This window comes from Kitasatospora sp. NPDC048722 (genome assembly GCF_040650235.1).
GTDB lineage: Bacteria > Actinomycetota > Actinomycetes > Streptomycetales > Streptomycetaceae > Kitasatospora.
The window spans coordinates 23,719-46,626 of the sequence record NZ_JBEZGX010000028.1; the positions used below are offsets into that span (position 1 = coordinate 23,719).

General features: G+C 72.6%; 24 protein-coding genes and 1 riboswitch. Of the genes, 15 read left to right on the top strand and 9 right to left on the bottom strand.

Going from position 1 to position 22,908, the window contains the following annotated elements:
* Positions 1-244: 244 nt before the first annotated feature.
* The 4 genes from folB to AB0C76_RS21305 all read left to right on the top strand — a co-directional run bounded on the left by folB (position 245) and on the right by AB0C76_RS21305 (position 3,262).
* The gene (gene folB, locus AB0C76_RS21290) at positions 245-604 is read left to right on the top strand and encodes a dihydroneopterin aldolase (RefSeq protein ID WP_329932371.1); all 360 of its coding nucleotides are present in this window, start codon (positions 245-247) and stop codon (positions 602-604) included.
* 118 nt (positions 605-722) lie between these two features.
* Positions 723-1,322: a 2-amino-4-hydroxy-6-hydroxymethyldihydropteridine diphosphokinase gene (gene folK, locus AB0C76_RS21295; RefSeq protein WP_359967521.1), complete on the top strand. Its 600-nt coding sequence runs from the start codon at positions 723-725 to the stop codon at positions 1,320-1,322.
* A gap of 171 nt (positions 1,323-1,493) precedes the next feature.
* Complete coding sequence (locus tag AB0C76_RS21300) at positions 1,494-1,982, top strand: DUF3180 domain-containing protein (RefSeq protein ID WP_359967523.1); 489 nt, start codon at positions 1,494-1,496, stop codon at positions 1,980-1,982.
* Positions 1,983-2,104: 122 nt separating this feature from the next.
* Positions 2,105-3,262, top strand: a complete 1,158-nt coding sequence (locus AB0C76_RS21305) for a hypothetical protein (protein WP_359967526.1) — start codon at positions 2,105-2,107, stop codon at positions 3,260-3,262.
* Positions 3,263-3,347: 85 nt separating this feature from the next.
* On the opposite strand, the gene AB0C76_RS21310 is transcribed toward AB0C76_RS21305, so the two are convergent.
* Positions 3,348-3,923: a TerD family protein gene (locus AB0C76_RS21310; protein WP_359967529.1), complete on the bottom strand. Its 576-nt coding sequence runs from the start codon at positions 3,921-3,923 to the stop codon at positions 3,348-3,350.
* A gap of 123 nt (positions 3,924-4,046) precedes the next feature.
* Positions 4,047-4,535 carry a hypothetical protein gene (locus AB0C76_RS21315; protein ID WP_359967532.1) on the bottom strand — a complete coding sequence of 163 codons (489 nt, stop codon included), beginning with the start codon at positions 4,533-4,535 and terminating at the stop codon, positions 4,047-4,049.
* Positions 4,536-4,611: 76 nt separating this feature from the next.
* Between AB0C76_RS21315 and arfB the strand changes: the two genes are divergently transcribed.
* Positions 4,612-5,043, top strand: coding sequence for an alternative ribosome rescue aminoacyl-tRNA hydrolase ArfB (arfB, locus tag AB0C76_RS21320; protein WP_329932295.1), 432 nt, complete (start codon positions 4,612-4,614; stop codon positions 5,041-5,043).
* Between the two features lie 50 nt (positions 5,044-5,093).
* On the opposite strand, the gene AB0C76_RS21325 is transcribed toward arfB, so the two are convergent.
* Positions 5,094-5,621 carry a flavin reductase family protein gene (locus AB0C76_RS21325; RefSeq protein WP_359967535.1) on the bottom strand — a complete coding sequence of 176 codons (528 nt, stop codon included), beginning with the start codon at positions 5,619-5,621 and terminating at the stop codon, positions 5,094-5,096.
* A 373-nt stretch (positions 5,622-5,994) separates the two neighbouring features.
* Here AB0C76_RS21325 and AB0C76_RS21330 point away from each other — a divergent pair, with 373 nt between their 5' ends.
* Both AB0C76_RS21330 and AB0C76_RS21335 read left to right on the top strand, forming a co-directional pair.
* Positions 5,995-7,887, top strand: a complete 1,893-nt coding sequence (locus AB0C76_RS21330; protein WP_359967538.1) for a diguanylate cyclase — start codon at positions 5,995-5,997, stop codon at positions 7,885-7,887.
* A gap of 147 nt (positions 7,888-8,034) precedes the next feature.
* Entirely contained in the window at positions 8,035-9,048 is a 1,014-nt protein-coding gene (locus AB0C76_RS21335; protein ID WP_359967541.1) for a hypothetical protein, read from the top strand.
* 86 nt (positions 9,049-9,134) lie between these two features.
* Here the strand turns inward: AB0C76_RS21335 and nagA are convergent, their stop codons facing one another.
* Positions 9,135-10,331 (bottom strand): N-acetylglucosamine-6-phosphate deacetylase, encoded by a 1,197-nt coding sequence (gene nagA / locus AB0C76_RS21340; protein ID WP_359967544.1) that lies wholly within the window; start codon positions 10,329-10,331, stop codon positions 9,135-9,137.
* A 211-nt stretch (positions 10,332-10,542) separates the two neighbouring features.
* Positions 10,543-11,517 carry an ROK family protein gene (locus AB0C76_RS21345; RefSeq protein WP_359967547.1) on the bottom strand — a complete coding sequence of 325 codons (975 nt, stop codon included), beginning with the start codon at positions 11,515-11,517 and terminating at the stop codon, positions 10,543-10,545.
* A gap of 336 nt (positions 11,518-11,853) precedes the next feature.
* Here AB0C76_RS21345 and AB0C76_RS21350 point away from each other — a divergent pair, with 336 nt between their 5' ends.
* On the top strand, positions 11,854-13,134 hold the full coding sequence (locus AB0C76_RS21350; RefSeq protein WP_359967550.1) for an extracellular solute-binding protein: 1,281 nt from the start codon (positions 11,854-11,856) through the stop codon (positions 13,132-13,134).
* Positions 13,135-13,175: 41 nt separating this feature from the next.
* Here the strand turns inward: AB0C76_RS21350 and AB0C76_RS21355 are convergent, their stop codons facing one another.
* Positions 13,176-13,526, bottom strand: a complete 351-nt coding sequence (locus tag AB0C76_RS21355; RefSeq protein WP_359967552.1) for a cupin domain-containing protein — start codon at positions 13,524-13,526, stop codon at positions 13,176-13,178.
* A gap of 99 nt (positions 13,527-13,625) precedes the next feature.
* Between AB0C76_RS21355 and AB0C76_RS21360 the strand changes: the two genes are divergently transcribed.
* Together AB0C76_RS21360 and otsB are read left to right on the top strand one after the other, a co-directional pair.
* Complete coding sequence (locus tag AB0C76_RS21360) at positions 13,626-13,853, top strand: DUF3263 domain-containing protein (protein ID WP_359967555.1); 228 nt, start codon at positions 13,626-13,628, stop codon at positions 13,851-13,853.
* Between the two features lie 74 nt (positions 13,854-13,927).
* Positions 13,928-14,767: a trehalose-phosphatase gene (gene otsB, locus AB0C76_RS21365; RefSeq protein ID WP_359967557.1), complete on the top strand. Its 840-nt coding sequence runs from the start codon at positions 13,928-13,930 to the stop codon at positions 14,765-14,767.
* Here the strand turns inward: otsB and AB0C76_RS21370 are convergent.
* Positions 14,754-16,208 (bottom strand): trehalose-6-phosphate synthase, encoded by a 1,455-nt coding sequence (locus AB0C76_RS21370; protein WP_359967560.1) that lies wholly within the window; start codon positions 16,206-16,208, stop codon positions 14,754-14,756. The genes otsB and AB0C76_RS21370 overlap by 14 nt on opposite strands.
* Positions 16,209-16,228: 20 nt before the next feature.
* A complete protein-coding gene (locus AB0C76_RS21375) occupies positions 16,229-17,266 on the bottom strand; it encodes a glucosyl-3-phosphoglycerate synthase (RefSeq protein ID WP_359967563.1) in 1,038 nt (345 codons plus the stop codon).
* A gap of 141 nt (positions 17,267-17,407) precedes the next feature.
* Positions 17,408-17,541, top strand: a riboswitch (SAM riboswitch).
* Positions 17,542-17,558: 17 nt separating this feature from the next.
* Here AB0C76_RS21375 and thrC point away from each other — a divergent pair.
* The 5 genes from thrC to AB0C76_RS21400 all read left to right on the top strand — a co-directional run bounded on the left by thrC (position 17,559) and on the right by AB0C76_RS21400 (position 22,259).
* Positions 17,559-18,839: a threonine synthase gene (gene thrC, locus AB0C76_RS21380; RefSeq protein WP_359967565.1), complete on the top strand. Its 1,281-nt coding sequence runs from the start codon at positions 17,559-17,561 to the stop codon at positions 18,837-18,839.
* Between the two features lie 24 nt (positions 18,840-18,863).
* Positions 18,864-19,142 (top strand): ubiquitin-like small modifier protein 1, encoded by a 279-nt coding sequence (locus tag AB0C76_RS21385; RefSeq protein WP_359967568.1) that lies wholly within the window; start codon positions 18,864-18,866, stop codon positions 19,140-19,142.
* 545 nt (positions 19,143-19,687) lie between these two features.
* Positions 19,688-19,888, top strand: a complete 201-nt coding sequence (locus AB0C76_RS21390; protein WP_153461112.1) for a cold-shock protein — start codon at positions 19,688-19,690, stop codon at positions 19,886-19,888.
* A 310-nt stretch (positions 19,889-20,198) separates the two neighbouring features.
* Complete coding sequence (gene groL / locus AB0C76_RS21395; protein WP_359967572.1) at positions 20,199-21,818, top strand: chaperonin GroEL; 1,620 nt, start codon at positions 20,199-20,201, stop codon at positions 21,816-21,818.
* A 90-nt stretch (positions 21,819-21,908) separates the two neighbouring features.
* Complete coding sequence (locus tag AB0C76_RS21400) at positions 21,909-22,259, top strand: hypothetical protein (protein ID WP_359967574.1); 351 nt, start codon at positions 21,909-21,911, stop codon at positions 22,257-22,259.
* Here AB0C76_RS21400 and AB0C76_RS21405 read toward each other — a convergent pair.
* A complete protein-coding gene (locus tag AB0C76_RS21405) occupies positions 22,256-22,891 on the bottom strand; it encodes a hypothetical protein (protein ID WP_359967577.1) in 636 nt (211 codons plus the stop codon). The two genes, AB0C76_RS21400 and AB0C76_RS21405, sit on opposite strands and share 4 nt — an antisense overlap.
* Between the last annotated feature and the right edge of the window lie 17 nt (positions 22,892-22,908).

Sequence of the window (22,908 nt, forward strand, 5' to 3'; positions counted from 1 at the left end):
ACGAGCCGGGGAAAACCGCCCCCGAAGTGTCGCCCGGGAATTTCGACGTGGTCACCGAACGTTCACGTCAATCGCCGGATCGGCGTGCGTGAGGACGGTTCGTGCCGGGTAGGACGGTCAGACGTTGTCTGTGCCCGCAGGTAGATTCGAAACGGAGTGGCGGGCCGGCCGCCCGCCTTCGCCCTGCTCGTCCGTGCCTTTTCCTCGGGCGGGGCCCGTCCGACTGGGAGCAGTGATTCGTTTGCTGGACCGCGTCACCCTGCGGGGTCTGCGAGCCCGGGGCCACCACGGCGTCTTCGAGCGCGAGCGCGTCGAGGGCCAGACCTTCGTGGTCGACCTCGTCCTGTACCTGGACACCCGCCCCGCCGCGTCCGGTGACGACCTGACCCGCACGGCGCACTACGGGATCGTGGCCGAGGAGGTCACCGCGATCATCGCCGGGGAGCCGGTCGACCTGATCGAGACCCTGGCGCAGCGCATCGCCGACCAGTGCCTCAAGCACGACGCGGTCGAGGAGGTCGAGGTGACCGTCCACAAGCCGGACGCCCCGATCACCGTGCCGTTCGACGACGTGACCGTGACCATCCACCGGACGCGCGCATGACCGCAGCCGTGCGCCCGGTATCCCATGCAGAGGAAGTTCACATGAGCGAGCGGAGCGAGCGAATCATGGAAAGGCGCGCGTGGGCGAGTGCTCCTGCCGAGCGAAGCGAGGCGGGCGCATGAGCACCAGCGACCCGACCGCCTCGCCGAGCACGTTCGACCTGGAGAGCCGGGTGGACTCCGCCGACACGACCCTGCACAGCCAGCGCTGCGCGGTGGTCGCCCTCGGCAGCAACCTGGGCAACCGCCTGGACACCCTGCAGGGTGCCGTGGACGCCCTCGCCGACACCCCCGGGCTGCGGATCAAGGCCGTCTCCGCGGTCTACGAGACCGAGGCCGTCGGCGGGCCGGACGAGCAGCCCAACTACTACAACGCGGTCGTCGTGCTGCGGACCTCGCTGCCGCCGCGCGACCTGCTGGAGCGCGGCAACGCGATCGAGGACGCCTTCGGGCGGGTGCGCACCGTCCGCTGGGGCCCGCGCACCCTGGACGTCGACATCCTGGCGTACGAGGGCGTCGTCAGCGACGACCCGCAGCTGCTGCTGCCGCACCCGCGCTCGCACGAGCGGGCCTTCGTGCTGGCACCGTGGCTGGACGCCCAGCCGGAGGCCGAGGTGCCCGGGTACGGGCAGGTCTCCGTACTGCTGGAGAAGCTCGGCGGCCCGGACGCGCAGGGCGTGCGCCGGCGGGACGACATCCGTCTGACGCTGCCGGAGTAGCGGTTCGGCGGCCCGCCGGCCGGGGAACTCGGGTGGGGGCCCGGCCGTCCGAGTAGGTGTCCGCCGTCCGTGCGGGTGTCCGCCCGGCCGGGCCCGGTACGGTGGCCTGGCGCCGCCGCTCCGGGCTCCCGGGGCGGCCGTCTCTGGTACCCCGGGAAGGACCTCCTCCGCGTGAAGCTGCTTCGCCTCCGCCTGCTGATCGGCATCACCGCCGCCACGACGGCGCTGTCCTGGGCCGGTGCCAAGCTGTGGGCCTCCCTGGACACCCTGCCGGCCGTGCCGGCGGCGGCGCCGGTGGTGCTGGCCGCGGTGGCGGTGATCCTCCTGGCGACCACGATCTCGCTGCGGGGCCGGCTGAAGGCGGTGCGGGAGCGGCAGCCCGGCGCGAAGCGGGTCGATCCGCTGCTCGCGGCCCGGGCCGTGGTGCTCGGGCAGGCCAGCGCGCTCGTCTCGGCGGTGGTCACCGGCATCTACGCGGGGGCGGGCATCTACCTGCTCGGCGAGCTGGACGTGCCGGCGCGCAAGGACCAGGCCGTGACGGCCGGCCTCGCGGTGCTCGCGGGCGCCGCGGTGATCGCGACGGCGCTCTGGCTGCAGCACGTGTGCAAGCTGCCGGAGAACCACGACGATCCGGGCGGCCCGGCGGCCTCGCACCGCTGAGCTGCGCACTTGTCGTGATCTTGAGTGAAGTGCCGGGCACGTGCGGTAAATCTTGCACAGTGTCAAGGGTCAAAGCCGACCCTGGGCTGACACGGCCCCAATTCGCACGCTAGTTTCTTGGCATGTCTCGCGGACGCCACCGTCATTCCTCCGTCCTCGGCCGGGTCTTTCCCCCCACCGCAGCCGGCGTGCTCCTCGTCGCCGCTCTGGCCGCTCTGCTTTTCAGTCAGGACACCATCCTGGTCCGCTCGGTGGGTGTCGCGGCGGTGTCCGCGACGCTCGGCTTCGCGGTCCTGCTGAAGCAGCGCGACAAGGCGGCCCGGGCCGCGGCCGAGACGTCCGTCGCGCAGCGGCTGCGGGCCGAGGAGCGCTTCGAGGAGCAGCTCGCCGAGGCCGAGTACGCGGCGGAGGTCGCCGAGGAACGGGCCACCCGGTTCGGGCGGCGGCTGACCGCGGAGAAGTCGCGCCTCGCGAAGGCCGAGACCGAGATCGCCCGCCTGCTGCGCGAGCGGGCCGTGCTGGTCGCCGAGCAGGCGCTCAAGGAGGCCGAGGCGGCGCAGCGGGCGCTGGCAGCGAGCCGTCCGAAGTACCCGGCCAGCCCGGCCGCGTTCGTCCGTGCCGGTGCCGCGCTGCGGCTGCTGGAGCGGCGCGCGCGGGCCCAGGAGGAGCAGCGCGAGCGGACGGCGGGCGCGGAGGTCGCGCTGCGGGCGCGGACGGCTCCCGTCGCGCCGGCGCGGGCCGCGCAGGCTCCGGCGCCCGCCAGGCCCGTTTCCGCGGTGCCGGCCCCGGTGGCCCCGTCCGTCCCGACCCCGGAGTCGGCTCCGCAGCAGGCTCCGGCGCCGACCCCGGTGAAGGCGGCTCCGGTGCGGCCGGTGCTGACCGCCACGGTGGGCCAGCTGGGCGGCGCGCCGGCCGCGCCCGCGGTACCGGCCGAGCGGCAGCGTCCGCGCCCGGGGCAGTCCGGGCAGGCGCGCGGGCAGGGCTTCAGCTTCTTCGGCCGCAGTCCGGGTGCCGCGGTGCGGGCGGCCGCCCCGGCGCCGGCGGTCGGCAGTGTCGCCGAGCTGAACGAGCGGACGGACCTGGCGGACGTGGTGGGCGACGAGGCGGTGGCCGAGAAGGCGCTGGCCGAGGCGCAGGAGGCGCAGGAGGCGCAGGAGGCCCGTGGGGCCCGGGACGCCGGAGGTGCTGCGCCGGAGCAGGGCGAGCCGACCGTCGTCGACCTGACGCCGGAGGAGGAGACGGAGCTGATCCAGCTCCCGGAGCTGCGCGCCTCGCGCTGACGCCCCCGGAAACGCGACCGCGGCGCGGAACGTCGGACCGACCGATGTTCCGCGCCGCGGCGTTTCGGGCCCAGGGGCCCGGGCGTCAGATCTGGACGCCGAAGTCCTGGGCGATGCCGGCCAGGCCCGAGGCGTAGCCCTGACCGACGGCGCGGAACTTCCACTCGCCGTTGTTGCGGTAGAGCTCGCCGAAGATCATCGCGGTCTCGGTCGCGGCGTCCTCGGAGAGGTCGTACCGGGCGAGCTCGGCGCCGCCGGCGGCGTTCACCACGCGGATGTAGGCGTTGCGGACCTGGCCGAAGCTCTGGCCGCGGGCGACGCCGTCGTAGATGGTGACCGGGAAGGTGATCCGGGCGGCCTCGGCGGGCAGGGCGGCCAGGTTGACGTTGATCGACTCGTCGTCGCCCACGCCCTCGCCGGTGCGGTTGTCACCGGTGTGCACGACGGAGTTGTCCGGCGTGCTGGTGTTGTTGAAGAACACGAAGTGGCCGTTGGACAGCACCTTGCCGTCCGCGTTCAGGACGATGGCGCTGGCGTCGAGGTCGAATTCGGCGCCGGTCGTGGTGCGGACGTCCCAGCCCAGGCCGACCGAGACCGCGGACAGTCCCGGGGCCTCCTTGGTCAGCGAGACGTTTCCGCCCTTGGAGAGGCTCACTGGCATGGTGATTGCTGTCCCTTCGTTCGCTTTCCCGGGACAACGCAAGCGTCCGGTGGATTGGTTCCACCGGGGATCCTTCCTTCCGTACACGTGTCAACTTCTGGCAAAGCACGGGCAATGCCGGGGTCATATCCGGCGGAACCTGCCCTGGAGCGACCAGATGTTGGGGTTGTCGGCCAGATCGGGGTGCATGTCGAACAGGTCGGCGAGGGTGTCCTGGAGGAAGTCCCGCGCTTCTCGGCGCAGTTCGCCGTGGCGCACCACCGCGGGCGGTTCGTCGGGCAGCCAGGTGGCGCTGACCTCGACCCAGTTGAAGCGGCGGGCGAAACGCAGCAGCTCGGTGTTCTGGGTGAAGTCGAGGTCGGCGGTCTGGACCCGGGCGGCCCGGCTGCCGGCCGGGTCGCGGTCCAGTTCCTCGGCGATGTCGCACAGCGCCCACGCGAAGTCGAGCACCGGGACCCAGCCCCAGGCGGTGGAGAGCTCCGCGCCCTCGGCGTCCAGGTACACGTCGCCGCAGAAGAGGTCGTACCGCAGGGCGTGCACGGAGGCGGTGCGGTAGTCGGTCTGCGGGGGGTCGGGGAAGCGGTTGGAGAGGGAGTAGCCGAGCTCGATCACACCGCCATTGTCGGGGCTCGGGGCGCGTGCCGGATAACCGGGTGACCGGGCGGGCCGGGCGCGGGATGATGGGCGCATGCCCGAGCCCATCCGCGTACGGGGGTCGGTGGTCGTCCCCGACGCCGAGCTCGTCTGGCGCTTCTCCCGTTCCTCCGGCCCCGGTGGCCAGCACGTCAACACCTCCGACAGCAAGGTCGAGCTGCGCTACGACGTGGCCGCCTCGAAGGCGCTGCCCGAGGTGTGGCGCGAGCGCGCCCTGGAGCGGCTGGCGGGCCGGCTGGTGGACGGCCGGGTGCTGGTGGTCCAGGCCTCGGAGTTCCGCTCGCAGTGGCGCAACCGCGAGGCGGCCGCGGCCCGGCTGGCCGCGGTGCTGACCGAGGCCTGCGCGCCGCCGCCGAAGACCCGCCGGGCGACGAGGCCGAGCCGCGGGATGGTCGAGCGGCGGCTGTACAGCAAGCGGCACCGCTCCGAGCTGAAGGAGGGGCGGCGCTCGCCGCGCTCGGAGTAGCCCGTCGGCGCGGTGGCTCGGCCTGGCGTGCCGTGTTCCGCTGCGGTGGCTCAGCCGAGCGTGCGGTAGCCGCCGCGGAAGTAGAGCAGGGGCCGGCCACCGGGGTCCGGGACGACGGCCTCCAGGACGCGGCCGAGCAGCAGTGTGTGGTCGCCCGCGGGTATCCGCTGCTCGGTGCGGCACTCGACGGTTGCCAGCGCGCCCTCGATCAGCGGGGCGCCGGTGGCCGGGCCGCGGTGGTGCGGGGTGTCGGCGAACAGCAGCCGGTCGCTCAGCCGGCCCTTCATGGCGAAGCGGGAGCCGGTCGTCTTCTGGCCCTCGGTGAGCACCGAGACCGCCCAGGTGTCCACGCGGGCGAGCACCTCGTCCATCCGGGAGTCCTCGCGGACCGAGATCAGCACCAGCGGCGGCTCCAGCGACACGGAGAGGAAGGACGTGGCGGTCATGCCGATGTCCTCGCCGTCCTCGGGGTCGTGGACGGTCACCAGGCTCACGCCGGCGGCGAGCTGGGAGAGTGCGGCCCGGAACTCGTCGGGCGTGGCGTGGGCGGCAGCTTCGGGCTGCGGGGACGGGTACACGTACCGCACGGTAGCTGGCGGTCGCGGGTCGCGACATCGGGCCGTGGTCGTAGGACCAGCGGCGCAGGGGTGAGGCCCGGGAACGGTGCCCTCGCTCACCCCCAGGGGTGAAGCAGGGGGCCTGCCGGGCGACAGGCGGCTTCAGTGCCCGGGCAATGCGGTCGACCAGGAGAAATGTTCCGATAGCGCTTTATGTCCCGCTATGGGACGGATGAGCTGATTAAGGGCGCATTAGTGTCGTGTGATTTAAGTCACAAGTGGTGGCCTATTGCTGACCGAGCGTGCCGAACGCTGTGCTCCCTGTGATTCAGTTCTTCTGGCAATCGGACGATAACCAATCAAGAACTATCCGAAGCAGCCGGGGAGCCCCCGCATGGAAGCCGAGTCGGAGCCGTACGTCCGTCTCGCGACCCTCCGCACCTTGCACCGGGTCGTGGCGGACCTCAACGCTGCCCGCAGCCTGGCGGGCACGCTGCAGGCCGTCGTCGAGGGTGCGGTCCACGGGCTCGGATTCGACGCCGCCGCGGTGAGCCTGGTGCGGCCCGACGGCGACCTCGTGGTGGCGGCCGTCTGGGAGCTGGAGGAGAGCGCCATGGGCGGCCCCTCCGTGCTGCTCGGCCAGGTCGGCTCCCGTGAGTCCTGGGACCGGCTGCTCGGCGTCAGCGACCACTGGGGCACCCTGCGCTTCCTGCCGTACGACCGGGGCTGGGCCGTCGCCAGCGACATCCCGCGCTGGATCGGGGACGGCCCGATGCCGGTCTACGCCAACGACTGGCACCCCGCCGACGGGCTGCTCGCCCCCATGTACAGCGCCGGCGGGGACCTGCTCGGCGTCCTGTCGGTGGACCGCCCGCGCAGCGGCAAGCGGCCCGGCGCCTGGACCCGCGAGGCGCTCGAGATGTTCTCGCTCCAGGCCTCCATCGCGATCGGCAACGCCCGCCTGCGGGCCGAGATGCAGCGGGCCCTGGCCCGCCTGGAGAAGGAGCAGCAGGCGCTGCGGGCGAGCGAGGAGAGCTTCCGCCAGGCCTTCGAGTACGCGCCCAGCGGCATGGCCATCACGGAGCTGTGCGGCCCCGGGCGCGGCCAGCTGACCAGGGTCAACGACGCGCTCTGCCGCCTGCTCGGGCGACCACGCGCGGTGCTGCGCCAGCAGAGCTTCGTCGACCTCGTCCACCCCGACGACCGCGCCCTGCTGGAGCGCACCAGCGCGGAGAGCGGGCGGGCCGAGCTCCGGCTCTCCCGGCGGGACGGCGGCTACCAGTGGGTGTGCCTGCGCAACTCCGTCGTGGCGGACGCCGCCGAGGGTCCCAGCTTCCTGCTGACCCACGTCGAGGACATCGAGGACCGCAAGCGCCACGAGCTCCAGCTCGCCCACCGGGCCAGCCACGACGCGCTCACCGGCCTGCCCAACGGCGCCGAGCTGAAGGCCCGGCTGGCCCGCCGGCTCTGCGCCGAGCCGCAGACCGTCGGTGCGGTCGCGGGCCCCGCGGAGGCGGCCTTCCCGCAGCCGTACGGCGGCTACCCGGCCGACTCGTACAGCGCGCACGCCGCGCACGGCGGCCTGGAGGGGGCGGAGCCGTACGCGGGGGCGGTGCACACGTACGGCGCGCCGGACGGGAGCCTGCCGGCCGGGCTCGGGGCGGCGGACGGCGGTCTTCCGGCCGGCTGCGAGGCCACGGGGTACGAGGCCACGGGCTACGAGGTGGCGGCCTACGGGGCCGCCGGGTTCGGTCCGGGCTACCCGGAGCACGTGCACGCGGTCGTCCCGGCCGAGTACGGCCCGGGCGGCGAGGCGTGGTCCGGCGCGTTCCGCCCCGGCGCGGGCGGCGGCGCGGTCGTGGAGAAGGGGCTCGCGGTGCTCTTCTGCGACCTCGACGGCTTCAAGTCCATCAACGACCGCTTCGGCCACAACGCGGGCGACTCCGTCCTGGTCGAGGTCGCCCGCCGGCTCAGCCAGGCCGTCCGGGACGGCGACACGGTGGCCCGGCTCGGCGGTGACGAGTTCGTGGTGCTGGCCGACGGCATCGGCCGCGAGGAGGCCAAGGACCTCGCCCACCGGCTGCGCAACGCCATCATCCCGCCGATGCGGATCGACGGACGGGCGATGCGGGTGGGCGTGAGCCTCGGGATCGGCTGGGCCGGCTGCGGGATGAGCATCGAGGAGGTCCTGCACACGGCGGACGAGCGGATGTACGACGAGAAGCGGGCCAGGGGCGGCGCCGTGCGCGGGGCCAGGGGCGAGCGCTCGCACCGCCGGGCGGGCTGAACCCGGGCCCGGGTGGCCCAGGTTACCGGCGGGTTGTCAAGCCCTCGTTCCGGGCGGCCGGGTCGGGCAGGTAGGGTTCCCCGGTAACGAGAGCGTCCATGACCTGCGCCTGGGGCCGCCGGCCCGGCGGCGCGAACGATGGGGGAGTTGACCACCGTGACGACCGCCGGCAACAACGGAGCGCCCGAGGGCCCGGGGGGCGGTGCCCCGCAGGAAGACGACCCCTTCGGTTACCTCTACCGCCCGGCCGACGGTTCTTCCGGGCAGTCGGCCGAGCCGCAGCAGGGTGTGCCGCGTACGCCGTACAGCCGCCCGATGGAGGTCGGCCGTGCCCAGTACGGCCAGCAGCAGTCCTACCCTCCGCGCGCGCAGCAGCAGCCGCAGTACTTCCAGCAAGGGGGGGCCCAGCAGCAGGGCCCCGGCCAGCCGTACCCGCAGCAGTACGGCCAGCAGCAGCCCGACTACGGCAGCGTCCCCACGCAGCAGACCCGCTACGCCGAGCACTCCCGCCCGCAGCCGGGTGACGACCGCCAGGGCAGCAGCGGCCGGAGCAAGGGCGCGGTGATCGGAGCGGTCGCGGTCGTCGCGGCGATCGCGATCGGCGCCGGGATCGCGCTGTCCACCGGCGACCCGGGCGACGACAAGAAGACCGCCAAGGGCGGCCAGCAGACCACCTCCACGGCGGCGCCCAGCACGACCGGCTCCGGCACCCCCTCCGGGACCTCCTCCGCCTCGGCCTCGCCGAGCGCCTCCGCCTCCGGCGGGCCGGTGACGGCGGACGCCGGCCAGCTCCAGGGCCAGAACGCGCCCTCCGGAAACACCGTCAAGGGCGCCAAGTCCGCGGACGGCAGCTACCTGACGCTCCAGCCGGGCGGTTCGGTGAGCTGGACCGGTGAGGTGGCCACGGCCGGCACCTACAAGCTGACCGTGCACTTCAACAACGCCGGCGGCGACGTACGGGGTGCGGCGTCGATCAACGGCAAGGACTGGCCGAGCGGTCTGGCGTTCAAGAACTACTCGCCCGGCAAGGACCCGGCGTCCTCGTGGTACTCCACCTGGATACTGCCGCAGCTCCAGGCAGGTTCGAACACCATCACGATGACCGTGCCGTCCGGCGGGCCGATCCTGGTCGACCAGATCACGGTGGAGCCGAGCAGCTGACGGGCTGACGACGTTGCGATACGCCGACGGCCGCGCTCCCCGGTGACGGGGAGCGCGGCCGTCGGCGTTCCGTCAGGCGGCTCCGTTCAGGCCGGCTTGACGGTGGTGAAGCGGTCGCCGCCGACGACCCACGCGCCGCGGCGCATGACGGCGACGAGGTCGTGGGTGGCGGAGTCGAGCACGACCAGGTCGGCGTACTTGCCGGTTTCCAGGGTGCCGATCGAGTCGCTCAGGCCGAGCAACCGGGCCGGGGTCGTGCTGAGCGACCGGACGGCCTGGTCGAGAGTCAGGCCGTTGACGGTGACCGAGCGCTTGAACGCGACGTCCAGGGTGAGCGTCGAGCCGGCGATCGAGCCGCCCTCGACCAGCCGGGCCACGCCGTCCTTGACCTCGACCTGGAGCGGGCCGAGCGGGTAGAGGCCGTCGCCCATGCCGGCGGCGCCCATGGCGTCGGTGATCAGGGCGACGCGCTCGGCGCCCGCTGTGCCGTAGGCGAGGTCGAGGACGGACGGGTGCAGGTGCACGCCGTCGTTGATCAGCTCGACGGTGACCCGCTCGTCCTCCAGCAGCGCCACGATCGGGCCGGGGGCCCGGTGGGCGATCGCCGGCATCGCGTTGAACAGGTGGGTCGCCACGCTCGCGCCCGCGTCGACGGCCTCCAGCGTCGTCGCGTAGTCGGAGTCGGTGTGGCCGACGGCCGCGATGACGCCGAGGTCGGCGAGCATCCGGACGGAGTCGAGGCCGCCGGGGAGCTCGGGGGCGAGGGTGACCATCTTCGCGTGGCCGCGGGCCGCGTCGACGAGCTTGCGCACCAGCGCCGGGTCCGGGTCGCGCAGCAGGTCGGGGCGGTGGGCGCCGCAGCGGTTGCGGGAGATGAACGGGCCCTCGAAGTGGATGCCGGCCAGCACGCCGTCCTCGACCAGCTCGGACAGCACGGCGGCCTGGCGGGCGACCTCGTCGATCTCGCCGGTGACGGTCGAGGCGATCGTGGTCGTGGTGCCGTGTTCGAGGTGGGTCCGGGCGGCCCGCAGCGCCTCCTCGGCGACGCCGGAGGCGTAGGACGCGCCGCCGCCGCCGTGGACGTGCAGGTCGACGAAGCCGGGGACGACGGTGTGGCCGGTCAGGTCGAGGTCACCCGGCTCGGCCCCGCCGCCATTCGCCCCGCTCGTGATGGCGGCGATCCTCGTGCCCTCGACGGCGATCCGGTCGCCCTCGACGACCCCGCCGGGCAGGACCAGCCGGGCGCCGGCCAGTGCGGTACGGTCACGCTCCGCGGCAGTCACGCGGTCACCTCCATCTGTCGGGACGGGCGTCCCGGGTTCTCGAATGCGCTGGGCGCTGTCAGGCCGCTGTGGTCGGTGACCTGGCCCCGGGCGGCGGTCGGCGTCCGGGTGCCACGGGGGTGCGGGGGCCGGGCCGGCCGGGGTGTCCGGGTCGGCTCGTGCGGTCCCGGGTGCCGAGCATGAGGCCTCGGAGGCCGGGTGGGGAGCCCCCTCACGGCCGCGGGGGGTGGGTTTCGGCGAGCAGGTCCCAGGCGAGGAGGCCGGCTCCCAGCGACGCCGCGGTGTCCTTCAGCGTCGCCGGTACGACCTTCGGGGGCATCTGAAAGGTCAGGCGCTCGGTGATGGCCGTCCGCAGCGGGGTGAAGAGCGTGTCGCCGGCCTCGGCCAGCCCGCCGCCGACGATCACCGTGGACGGGTCGAGCAGGCTCTGGGCGAGCACGATGCCGTCCGCCAGCGCGTCGACGGCGCCCTGCCAGACCGCGCGTGCGCGGTCGTCCCCGGCGTCCACCGCGGCGGCGCAGGATGCCGCGTCGGCGTCGGGGTCGCCGCTGGCCGCGGCCCAGGAACGGGAGACGGCGGAGGCCGAGGCCAGCGTCTCCAGGCAGCCGCGGGCGCCGCAGCCGCACTCCGGGCCGCCCGGGCGCACCACGACGTGGCCGATCTCGCCGCCGTAGCCGTGGGCCCCGGCCTCGATCCGCCCATCGATGCCGATGGCGCCGGCGATGCCGGTGCCGAGCGCGATGAACAGGAAGCGGCCGACGCCCCGGCCGGCGCCGATCCGGCCCTCGGCGAGGCCGCCGGAGCGCACGTCGTGGCCGAGGGCGACGGGGATCGGGGCGCTGCTGCCGCCCCCCTTCGTGGGGGCGAGGGCCGCGAGGCGCTCGCCGAGGAGCTTGCGCAGCGGCAGGTCGCGCCAGCCGAGGTTGGCGGAGTAGACCGCGATGCCGTTCCTCTCGTCGATCGTGCCCGGCACGGCCACGCCGGCCGCGAGCGGAGCGACGCCGAAGCGGTCGCGGCCCTCGGTCGCCAGGTCGGCGGCGAAGTCGAGGATGGCGGCGACGACGGCGTCCGTGCCGTGCTCCCGCCCGGTCGGTCGGCGTGCCTCGAACAGCACGGAGCCGTCCTGGGCGAGCAGCGCGGCCTTCATGCCGGTGCCGCCTACATCGAGTGCGATGACGTGCTTCACGGGGGACAGTTTCCCTTGGCCGGGTCGAAGAGGTCTAGTCCAGTTGTCGGATTGGTCTGGTCCATGCGAGGTGAGCTTTGTCGCAGAAGCGGTCGGTGTGCGGGGCTTTGGGGGTACGGGGTTCCGGGGGGCCGGGAGGGGGCGGGGCGGTGGTTCGGGTGGGCGCCGACGGCGTTCTGTTGCGCATCGTGCAATGACGTCCGCACTTCGATAACTACTTGCCGGACACGGGGCAGAGGTATGGACCACTGTGGGGTCGGTTTGGCAGTGTTGCGCCTCCCCCCTGCCGGAATCACCCCTCCGGTCGCATTTCTCCCCCCGAAGGCGGTACCCGCGTTGAACAGGCGCGCCCACGTTCCCACCCGTGTGCTCGGCACCGCGCTGGCCGGCGCGCTGGTGCTCTCCGCGGTCAGCGCCTGCAGCGGACAGGGCGACGGGCCCGTCACCATCAGGCTGGTCGCCGCGGACTACGGCGAGAACGCCGACACCAGCTCCAGGCTGTACTGGGACGAGGTCGTGCGCGGCTTCGAGGCGCAGAACCCCGGCATCAAGGTCGACGTCGACGTCGAGAGCTGGACCGACATCGGCAAGAAGGTCGACGACCTGATCGCGGCCGGCAAGTCGCCCGACCTCCTGCAGACCGGCGGCTTCGCCGACCAGGTCGCGGCGGACCGGCTGTACCCGGCGGCGGACGTGCTCTCGCTGGACACCCAGGCCAAGTTCATGGACTCCTTCGCCCATGCCGGGCAGGTGCTCGGCACGCAGTACGGGATTCCCTTCGTCTCTTCCTCCCGCGTGCTCTTCTACAACAAGACGCTCTTCAAGCAGGCGGGAATCAGCCAGCCGCCGGCCACCTGGAGCGAGCTGCGGCAGGACGCCGAGAAGATCAAGGCCAAGGCGCCGGGCGTCACCCCGTACGGCCTCCCGCTGGGGCCCGAGGAGGCACCGGCCGAGTCCATGCTGTGGACGCTGAGCGGCGGCGGCCTGCTCTCCGACGACGTCGGCAACTACACGATCGACAGCGCCCAGAACCAGGCCACCTTCAACTGGCTCAAGAGCAACCTGGTGAGCACCGGGCTGACCTATCCCGACCCCGGCAAGATGAACCGCACCCCGGTGTTCCAGGACTTCGCGTCCGGGAAGGTCGCGATGCTGAACGGGCACCCGACGCTGCTGCGGATGGCCACCGCAGGGAACATCGACTTCGGGACGGCCCCGATCCCCAAGAAGGACGGGCTCGGCAAGACCGGCAGCCTCGGCGTCGCGGACTGGATGATGGCCTTCAAGGCCAACGGGCACAAGGACCAGATCAAGAAGTTCCTGTCCTTCGTGTTCATGCGGGAGAACCAGCTCAAGTTCGACGAGCGGTACAACCTCCTGCCGGTGACCCAGGACGCCTTCACCCAGATGTCCTCGGACCCGAAGCACGCCGACCTCAAGCAGTTCGCCACGGGTCTGACCAACGCCAGCTTCTACCCGTTCGGCGACCCGGCCTGGGCGGACGTGAGCAACCGGATCAAGGCCGGGATCGGCGAGGCCGTCACCGGGGACCCGAAGCAGGTCCTCACCGGGCTGCAGGACGCCGCGGTCAAGGAGGCGGCCCGGCTTCGGAAGTGAGGCCGGGCCGGGGCGGAGGTGGTGCGGGGGCGTTCGGTCGTTCAGGGGAGCGTGACGGCGTAGGCCTTCCTCAGGGTCTCGTGGACGGTCCACGTCGTCCGGTCGCCCTCCCGCAGGACGGCGCAGTCGCCCGGGCCCACGTGCAGCGTCGGGCCGCCGTCGATCTCGATGGTGGCCCGGCCGCTCAGCACCACGAACATCTCGTCGGCCTCGGTGTCGGTGACCACTCCGGGGGTGATCTGCCAGATGCCGCGCAGCTGCCGGCCGTCGGCGGACTCGTGCAGGACCTTTCCGGTGACCTCGGGGGTGCCCTCGACGATCTGCGCGGGGTCCAGGGGCTCGGGGGTCAGGTCGGCGTCGGGGACGTGGACGGTGAAGCTCGACTCGATCATGACCGTGACGTTAGCCGGGGCGCTCGGCCGGGGGAGGGCGCAGAGTGTGTCCCGGGGACGTCCGAGAATGACACTTCGTAGGTCGTGGGAGGTGTTCTCGTGGGTGAGCTGAGTGAGCGGGACCGGGCGGTGCTGGAGCTCGAAGGGCGCCAGTGGCGTACGGCGGGGGCCAAGGAGCGGGCCATCCGGGAGGAGCTGGGGATCTCCAGCACCCGGTACTACCAGGTGTTGAACGCGTTGCTGGACCGGCCGGAGGCTCTGGCGCACGCGCCGGTGCTGGTGAACCGGTTGCGCCGGGTGAGGGAAGCGCGGCGCGCGGCCCGGTGACGCGGGTGCCGCCGCGCGGGGCTTGGGCGCGGGGGCGGGCCATAGAGAGCTCGGGCTCGGGGTATGGGCACCGCATGGGCTTTGTTGAGACGTGGGTGCCGGTGACCGAGGCCGGGAGGGACGGGGTTCGGGAGATCCTCGCTTCGCCCGGTGATGCCGTGGTTGCTTTGGATTTCGACGGGACGCTCGCGCCGATCGTCGCGGATCCCTCGCAGGCTCGGGCGCATCCGGGGGTGCGGGGTGCGCTGGCGGTTCTGGCGGCGAGGGTGGGGGCGGTGGTCGTCATCACCGGGCGGCCGGCTGCTCTCGCGGTCGAGTACGGGGGACTGGCCGGTCTTCCCGGGGTCGTGGTGCTCGGGCACTACGGCGCCGAGCGCTGGGAGGCCGGTGAGCTCTCGGCGCCCGACGTGCATCCGGGGGTGGCCGCTGCGCGGGGGGCCCTGCCCGGGGTGCTGGCCTCCGCGGGGGCGCCCGAGGGGACGTGGGTCGAGGACAAGGGGCGCTCGCTGGCCGTGCACACGCGGCGCACGGAGGTGCCGGAGGATGCGCTGGAGCTGCTGCGGGGGCCGGTCTCCGATCTGGCGGCGGAGCACGGGCTGGTGGTGGAGCCCGGACGGCTGGTTCTCGAGCTCCGGCCTCCGGGGGTGGACAAGGGAGCCGCGCTGACGGGCTTCTTGCGGGAGCGCGGGGCTCGGGCCGTGCTCTACGCGGGGGACGACCTGGGGGATGTCGCGGCTTTCGCCGCCGTCGAGAAGCTGCGCGGCGAGGGGCTCGCCGGTCTTCTGGTGTGCAGCGGCGCGGTGGGGGACGCGCCGGTGCGGGAGCTCGCCGACCGGGCTGACCTGGTGGTGCCCGGGCCGGCGGGCGTGGTGGAGCTGCTGGCGGATCTGGGCGAGGCGGTCAGAGCGCGTTGAGCTGGTCCAGGAACCACTGCTGCGGCGGGAGCGCGGTGGCCGCCGCGGCCAGGCGCTTGGTGCGGTCGGCGCGTTCCTCGTCGGGCATGGTGAGGCCCGCGTGGAGGGCGTCGGCCGTCTCGACGACGTCGTACGGGTTCACGACGATCGCGTCGCCGGCCAGTTCGCTGTGGGCACCGGCCTCGCGGGACAGGACGAGCGCGCAGCCGTGGTCGGAGACCACCGGGACTTCCTTGGCCACCAGGTTCATGCCGTCCCGGATGGGGTTCACCAGGGCGACGTCGGCCAGCCGGTAGGCGGCGAGGGAGCGCGGGAAGTCGTCGTTGACGTGCAGGATCAGCGGCTGCCAGGTGGGGGTGGCGAATTCGGTGTTGATGGCCCGGGCGAGGTCCTGGACCCGGGCCGTGTAGTCGCGGTACTCGGCCAGGTCGGTGCGGGACGGGTAGGCGAAGGCGATGTGCACGACGCGGTCGTGCCACTCCGGTCGCGTGCGCAGGAGGTGGCGGTAGGCGAGCAGGCCCCGGACGATGTTCTTGCTCAGTTCGGTGCGGTCGACCCGGACGATCGTGCGCCGGTCGCCGACGGCCTCGCGCAGGGCGGCGAGGCGCTCGTCGACGTCGGGGCGGTGGGCGCGCTCGCGCAGGAAGTCGGCGTCGGCGCCCAGGGCGTGCACGCCGAGGCGGGTCGTGCGGCCGTCGTGGGTGACGGTGAGGTCCGTCCGGTCGAAGGTGGCTCCCAGGAGGTCTTCGCAGCACGCGGCGAAGGCCCTCGCCCAGCGTTCGGTGAGGAAGCCGGCCCGGTCGGCGCCGAGGATGCCGGTGAGGACGGACCTGGCCACGTCGTCCGGGAGGAGCCGGAAGTACTCGGGCGGGGCCCACGGGGTGTGGGAGAAGTGGCCGATGCGCAGGTCGGGGCGGGCAGCGCGGAGCAGGGCCGGGGTGAGGGACAGGTGGTAGTCCTGGACCAGGACGGCGGCGTTCGGGGCGGCCTCGGCCGCGAGGGCGTCCGAGAAGGCCCGGTTGTACGTCTCGTAGGCGGCCCACTCGGTGCGGAAGCCGGCGTCGAAGGCGGGGGCGGTGGGCGTGGCGTAGAGCAGGTGGCTGACGAACCAGAGGGTCGAGTTGGCGACGCCGTTGTAGGCGCGGGCGAAGGTCTCCGGGTCGATGTCCAGCATCCGGACGGCTTGTCCGCCGACGTCGTGGCCGGCCAGGTCGAGGCGGCCGTGCGGGGCTTCCCGGGCGGCCCGGCGGTCCGCGTCGCCCAGGGCGGCGCACACCCAGACGGCGTTCGGGTCGTCGATCGCGGAGAGGCCGGAGACCAGGCCTCCGCCGCCGCGTTTGAGGGTCAGCGTGCCGTCGTCCGCGGTGCTGAAGGAGACCGGCCCGCGATTGGACGCCACCAGCACGGTCGCGCTCGAACGTTCGGTCGTGAGATCACCCATGTTTGGCATGTTGCCTCGGGTTAGGGTCGCCAAACTTCCCCGTGCCGGGTCGCGTACTCGGGAACGGTGTGCATCGGGGGGCGTTCCACGGCCGTCACGGGGTGCGTGTGGGCGGTGAACGCGCGGGTCTCCGGGTCGCGGGCGAACTGGGTGAGCAGCGGGTGGACGAGGTCGGCCGAGGCCTTGAGGCGGTGGGCGCGGTCCAGGCGTTCCAGCGCGGTGCGGTAGATGGTGGCGGCCATCCGGCCGAGGGCCTGGCCGTCCTGGTGGCGGTGGTGGCGGACGCCGACGTCGACCTGGGCCAGGGCGTCGAGGCCGACGAGCTCCAACGCGTCGACCAGGAGGCCGAGTTCGACGCCGTAGCCGGTGGGGAAGGGGAGCCGTTCGAGCAGTCCGCGGCGGGCCGCGTACTCGCCGCCGAGCGGCTGGACGAAACCGGCGAGTTCCGGCCAGTGCAGGTTGAGGAGGGGGCGGGCGACGAGTTCGGTCACCCGGCCCCCGCCGGCCGGGAAGACGGCGTCGGGGTCCCCGGCCGAGCCGCTGACTTCGAGCGGGCGGTCGTACATGGCCTTGACCAGCTGGATGTCCGGCTCGGTGAGCAGCGGGCCGACGGTGCCGGAGACGAAGGCGGGGTCGAACTCGCGCAGGTCGGCGTCGACGAAGCAGACGATGTCGCCGCGGGTGACCAGCAGCGAGCGCCACAACACCTCGCCCTTGCCGGGTACGGCGGGCAGCCGGGGCAGGATCTCGTCGCGCGGCACGACCCGGGCGCCGGCCGCGGCGGCCACCCCGGCGGTGCCGTCGGCGGAGCCGGAGTCGACGACGACGAGCTCGTCGACGAGGGGGAGGCGCTCCATCAGCTCGCGCCGGATCGTGCGGACGATGTCGCCGACGGTGGCCGCCTCGTCGAGGGCGGGCAGGACGACGCTGACGGTGTGACCGGTGCGGCGCTTGGCCGCGAGGAGGGTGTCGACCGGCCGGTCGGCCGCGCTCCACGAGCGGCGGCCCAGCCAGGAGGCCGCCTGCGGGAGGAGTGCGGGGGTCGGTTCGGCGGGCACGGGACTCTCCTCGGCGGATCGGGTGGAACGGGCCATCTCGCGTGGCGGACGGTCCCTTTCGGGCTCGGCGCCTTCGGATACAGTCTTCGTACAGCGGTCGGACCTTCGCACGCCGGGGTCGCCGCTGACGACAACTTCACATGCTCATCCAGAGGGACTGAGGGAACGGCCCGTTGACGTCCCGGCAACCTTCTCGCGCGGCTGATCACCAGGCCCCGGCGGGACAGGTGCCAATTCCGGCCCGTGGTGCGCCCGCACCGCGGGGAAGATGAGGAGAGAGGCCTCCGCCATCATGGCTATCGACACAGTCGCACCCGCATCCGTGGATCTCGGCCCCGCCACCGCCCTGTCCTGTCGGGAGTGCGGCACCCGCTTCCCGCTCGGTCCGAGCTTCGCCTGTCTGGAGTGCTTCGGCCCGCTGGAGATCGCGTACGAGTTCGGGAGCGAGGCCGCCGAGGAGCTGCGCAAGCGCATCGAGGCCGGGCCCGCGTCGATCTGGCGCTACGCGCCGCTGCTGCCGGTGCCCGCGGACGTCGCTTCGAAGCCGAACCTGAATCCCGGCTGGACCCCGCTGGTCAAGGCGGACAACCTCGGTCGCGAGCTCGGGTTCACCGCGGACCTGTACGTGAAGGACGACTCGGGGAACCCGACGCACTCGTTCAAGGACCGCGTGGTGGCCTGCGCGATCGAGGCCGCGCGCGCCTTCGGCTACACCACGCTGTCCTGCTCGTCGACCGGCAACCTGGCCGGCGCGGTGGGCGCGGCGGCGGCCCGGGCCGGGTTCCGCTCGTGCGTGTTCATCCCGCACGACCTGGAGCAGGGCAAGGTCGTCATGGCCGGCGTGTACGGCGGCGAGCTGGTCGGCATCGAGGGCAACTACGACGACGTGAACCGCTTCTGCTCGGAGCTGATCGGCGACCCGGCCGGCGAGGGCTGGGGCTTCGTCAACGTCAACCTCCGCCCCTACTACGGCGAGGGCTCCAAGACGCTCGCGTACGAGATCTGCGAGCAGCTCGGCTGGCGGCTGCCGGAGCAGATCGTCATCCCGATCGCCTCGGGCTCGCAGCTCACGAAGATCGACAAGGGCCTGCAGGAGCTGATCAAGCTCGGGCTGGTCGAGGACCGGCCGTACCGGATCTTCGGCGCCCAGGCCGAGGGCTGCTCGCCGGTCTCCGCGGCGTTCAAGGCCGGCCGGGACGTGATCAGGCCGGTCAAGCCGGACACCATCGCCAAGTCGCTGGCGATCGGCAATCCGGCGGACGGCCCGTACGTGCTGGACATCGCGCGGCGCACCGGCGGAGCGGTCGAGGACGTCACCGACGCCGAGGTGGTGGCCGCCATCCGGCTGCTGGCCCGCACCGAGGGCATCTTCGCCGAGACCGCGGGCGGGGTGACCGTCGGCGTGCTCAAGAAGCTGGTCGAGACCGGGCAGCTGGATCCGGCCAAGGAGACCGTCGCGATCAACACCGGTGACGGCCTCAAGACCCTGGACGCCGTCGCCGATGCCGGGATGACCGCGGTCATCCGCCCGACGCTGGAGTCCTTCCGCACCGCCGGCCTCGCGTCCGCCTGATTCCCCCCACGAGGAGAGCCACCCATGAGCGCCACCGTCCGCATCCCCACCATCCTGCGCACCTACACCGGCGGGTCCGCCGAGGTCACCGCCGACGGCGGGACCCTGGGTGATGTCATCGCCGACCTGGAGAAGAACCACGCGGGCATCTCCGCGCGCATCCTGGACGACACCGGCAAGCTGCGCCGTTTCGTGAACGTGTACGTGAACGACGACGACGTGCGATTCGCCGACGGACTGGCCACCGAGATCAAGGACGGTGCCAGCGTCTCGATCATTCCGGCGGTGGCCGGCGGCTGCTGAGCCGCACCCCGCTCCGACCGGCCGCCCGCGCGCACGGAATTCCGCATTCCGTGCGCGGGGGCGGCCGCTCGCATTTCGGCGGGAATATTTCCCGGTCGAGTGGGAGTAGAGTGTCGCTCGGCCGGGAACAGGGGTCCCCCTCACCCTCCCCGTGCGAACCGCCGCTCCGCCGTCCGTCCGTTGAGACCGCCCGGGGACCGGGTCCGGGAAACATGTCACGCGGATGTCAGAATTCTCCAGGGGATTTGCGCAATCCGTCCGCTATGTCCGGCGTGAATTGCGGAGTTCCTTCCGATTCGGCCCGTCCTGTCCCTTGACGCGGACCCGGAATTCACCGCGGAGGACCCTGTTGCAGAGGGCGTCGATCCGGATACATTCAGCCGCGGTCGACGCAATCACCCGCTCACCGGATGTCGTTCGAGGCGGTTGATCGCGGCGTGCACGGCTGCGCCCAGGGGGGGTTCCCCGGGCCGGCCTTCAAAACCAACCCGGGCCCGCGACCTGCGGGACCGTGAAGGGCCAGCACAGCACTAGGGGAGTTCGGAATGGCTCAGGGCACCGTCAAGTGGTTCAACGCGGAGAAGGGCTACGGCTTCATCGCGGTCGACGGTGGTGCGGACGTCTTCGTCCACTACAGCGCGATCCAGATGGACGGCTACCGCACCCTCGAGGAGGGCCAGCGGGTCGAGTTCGAGATCTCCCAGGGACAGAAGGGCCCGCAGGCGGACATGGTCCGCGCGGTCTGACCCCTTCCGGCTCCAGGAGCTCGGCGCGGCCCACGGCTGGTGACCACTCGCTTCTCGACGGGCCCGCACGACACGCGTCGTGCGGGCCCGTCGGCGTTCCCGCGGCGGCTCCCGGCTTGGCGATTGGGCTTGCACTCGACCACCCGGAGTGCTAATCATTGGCGTTAGCACTCAAAGCTTGAGAGTGACAGCGGACCGGGTCGGTGAGGCCCTGGGAGCGGTAGGGGAATAGACCCCCGCACACCTTGGCCGTCCGTCGCGGGCACCCCTTGGTCCGAGCAGTCGACCGTGTCCCGGAGGACCACTTCAGATGGCCAAGATCATCGCCTTTGATGAGGAAGCTCGCCGCGGCCTTGAGCGTGGCATGAACCAGCTCGCCGACGCAGTGAAGGTCACGCTCGGCCCCAAGGGTCGCAACGTCGTGCTGGAGAAGAAGTGGGGCGCCCCCACGATCACCAACGACGGTGTCTCCATCGCCAAGGAGATCGAGCTCGAGGACCCGTACGAGAAGATCGGCGCGGAGCTCGTCAAGGAGGTCGCCAAGAAGACGGACGACGTCGCGGGTGACGGCACCACCACCGCCACCGTGCTCGCCCAGGCCCTGGTTCGCGAGGGTCTGCGCAACGTCGCCGCCGGCGCCAACCCGATGGCCCTGAAGCGCGGCATCGAGAAGGCCGTCGCCGCCGTCTCGGACCAGCTCCTGGCCCAGGCCACCGACGTGGAGACCAAGGAGCAGATCGCCTCCACCGCCTCCATCTCGGCCGCCGACACCCAGATCGGCGAGCTCATCGCCGAGGCCATGGACAAGGTCGGCAAGGAAGGCGTCATCACCGTCGAGGAGAGCAACACCTTCGGTCTGGAGCTCGAGCTCACCGAGGGCATGCGCTTCGACAAGGGCTACATCTCCGCCTACTTCGCCACCGACCTGGAGCGCATGGAGGCGACCTTCGAGGACCCGTACATCCTCATCGCCAACTCCAAGATCGGCGGAATCAAGGACCTGCTCCCGCTGCTGGAGAAGGTCATGCAGAGCGGCAAGCCGCTCGTCATCATCGCCGAGGACGTCGAGGGCGAGGCCCTCTCGACCCTGATCGTCAACAAGATCAAGGGCGTCTTCAAGTCCGTCGCCGTCAAGGCCCCGGGCTTCGGTGACCGCCGCAAGGCCATGCTCCAGGACATCGCCACCCTCACCGGCGGCACCGTGATCTCCGAGGAGGTCGGCCTGAAGCTGGAGAACGCCGGTCTGGACCTCCTGGGCGGCGCCCGCAAGGTCGTCATCACCAAGGACGAGACCACGATCGTCGACGGTGCCGGCGAGAGCGAGATGGTCGCGGGCCGCGTGAACCAGATCCGCGCCGAGATCGAGAACAGCGACTCGGACTACGACCGCGAGAAGCTCCAGGAGCGCCTCGCCAAGCTGGCCGGCGGCGTGGCCGTCATCAAGGCCGGCGCGGCCACCGAGGTGGAGCTCAAGGAGCGCAAGCACCGCATCGAGGACGCCGTCCGCAACGCCAAGGCCGCCGTCGAGGAGGGCATCGTCGCCGGTGGTGGCGTCGCCCTGCTGCAGGCCGGTGTCGCGTTCGACAAGCTGGAGCTCGAGGGCGACGAGGCCACCGGTGCCAACATCGTCCGCGTGGCGCTGGAGGCCCCGATCAAGCAGATCGCGACCAACGCCGGCCTCGAGGGCGGCGTCGTGGTGGAGAAGGTGCGCAACCTCCCCGCCGGTCACGGCCTGAACGCCGCCACCAACGAGTACGTCGACCTGATCGCCGCGGGCATCATCGACCCGGCCAAGGTGACCCGCTCGGCGCTGCAGAACGCCGCCTCGATCGCGGCCCTGTTCCTCACCACCGAGGCCGTCATCGCCGACAAGCCGGAGAAGGCCGCGGCCCCGGCCGGCGGCATGCCGGGCGGTGACATGGACTTCTGATCCAGGTCGTTCGACCGGATCGGTGTTCCGATCGCGTGGGCGGTTCCCTTCGGGGGCCGCCCACGCGGCGTTGTTTGGGAGAATCGACGGATGGCTGACATCGAGACCGCCCTGCACGAGGCCCGTGCGCAGATCCTGGCCGACCTCACCGCGCGGGACGTGGCGGACGCCGCCGTCGTCTCGCTCGTGGAGCAGGCCGTCACGCACCGGCGGTGGTGGCTGGAGCAGTGGCCGGACGGCACCGAGTACGTGCTCGGGCTGGTCGCCCAGGACGTCCAGGACGCGCTGCTGGAGGCGTACGGGCGCTGGCCGCTGTGCACCGCCTGCGCGGCCGACGGGGACCCGCACGCGCTGAGCGTGGAGCCGGAGCTGGGGCCGGACCCGCAGTGGGTGTGCGGCAAGCAGGGCGCCGTCGTCGCGCCGGTCGGCAAGTTGCCCTAGTTCTGCAGTAGTTCGAGTTCGGCCGCCAGGTTGGCCCGCGCGGGCGCGGTGAAGCGTTCGTGGGCGGCCGGGGTGCGGTAGAGGGCCGGCAGGGCGAGGAGCCGGCGCAGGACGGCCGCGCGGCCCGCCCGGAAGTCCGGCTCGGGCACGAAGCCGTACTCCTCGCGGACGGCGGCCGCGTAGGCCGCGTACGCCTCGGGGGTGCCGCCGAGCACGGCGAGGTCCGCGTCGCACAGCACCTCGCCGTCGCGGTCGCCCGGGGCGGGGTCGTGGCTGACGGTGAGCAGGACGAGGCGCTCGACCTCGGCCGTCCGCGCGGCGGGCAGGCCGGCGGCGGTCAGGGCCCGGACCGCGAGCGCGGCGCTGCGCTCCTCGTTCTCGGAGCGGTCGGGCCGGTAGACGGCGTCGTGGAACCAGGCGGCGAGGCGGACGGCGTCCGGGTCGGCGGCGTGCGCGGCGAGGCCGTCGACGTGCCGCAGGACCGCGCGCAGGTGGTCGGCGGTGTGGTAGCGGCGCTGCGGCTCGGCCCAGCGCCGGAGCAGCTCCCGCCCGTACGGCTCGGGATCGGCGGTGGTGCCGCAGCGGTGCAGCAGGGCGGTCCAGTCGGCGAGCAGGTCCTCGGTGTTCGGCATGGGCGCCATTGTGCTGG